This is a genomic window from Mycobacterium sp. VKM Ac-1816D (assembly GCF_000416385.1).
Taxonomy (GTDB): Bacteria; Actinomycetota; Actinomycetes; order Mycobacteriales; family Mycobacteriaceae; genus Mycobacterium; species Mycobacterium neoaurum_A.
This window is the reverse complement of the sequence record NZ_AOHQ01000010.1, coordinates 1-263: the sequence shown is the minus strand read 5'-3', so window position 1 is coordinate 263 and position 263 is coordinate 1. Positions and strand designations below refer to the sequence as shown.

At 41.1% G+C, this 263-nt stretch carries 1 protein-coding gene; it reads right to left on the bottom strand.

What is annotated here, in order from left to right:
* Window positions 1-208 (bottom strand): reverse transcriptase domain-containing protein (locus G154_RS25715; protein WP_155944830.1); only part of this gene is annotated, 208 nt, incomplete at its 3' end.
* Window positions 209-263: the final 55 nt, after the last annotated feature.

The window sequence follows — 263 nt, the reverse complement described above, 5'->3', positions numbered from 1 at the left end:
CAACCGGCGTAAAGGTTTCATCAAAATCGATACCTTCTTGCTGATTATACCCTTGGGCCACCAGTCTCACCTTATTCCGGACAATGATCCCGGATTCATCCTTCTTGTTCTTGAAGATCCTTTTGGTTCTAATAATTGTATGATCTTCAGGTCTTGGAACAAGTGACCAGACGCAATTTCGTTCGAACTGGTCAAGTTCTTCTTGCATTGATATAACCCAGAACTCATTATTTTCTGCTTCATGTATGTTCTTGGGTTCTATC